Genomic DNA, 324 nt, shown 5'->3' with positions numbered 1-324 from the left:
CACCCTATTTTCATAAATACGCTTGAAGGATGAGCACGCATTGCTTACGCTGCCCGTCCTCTTGCTAAAGGCGGTTTACATTCATAACCAAAAATGCACTTCCCGGTTGGCTTGCTAGTGTGCTGTGATGCAGGCACTCTTAACTTTGCAAAAATAAAAGTCAACCATACGGCTATGAAGTCACGCATGATAGCCTCTGAAGTTATTTTTAATGCGCTACAAAACAATGTAGCCAATACTCATTTAACCCAGTATAGCGATGAGGTTAAAACGTCATGGGCGTTTAAAGAGCTGTATCAGTCTCGTAATTTTGGCCCTGCTATG

General features: G+C 42.6%; 1 pseudogene. It reads left to right on the top strand.

Features of this window, described 5'->3' with window-relative positions:
* Window positions 1–324 (top strand): annotated as a pseudogene (locus tag CWB76_RS19795) (NAD(P)/FAD-dependent oxidoreductase); the annotation flags it as partial.

This window comes from Pseudoalteromonas sp. S1609, assembly GCF_005887255.1.
Classification (GTDB): domain Bacteria; phylum Pseudomonadota; class Gammaproteobacteria; order Enterobacterales; family Alteromonadaceae; genus Pseudoalteromonas.
This window is presented reverse-complemented; position numbering and strand designations above follow the sequence as displayed.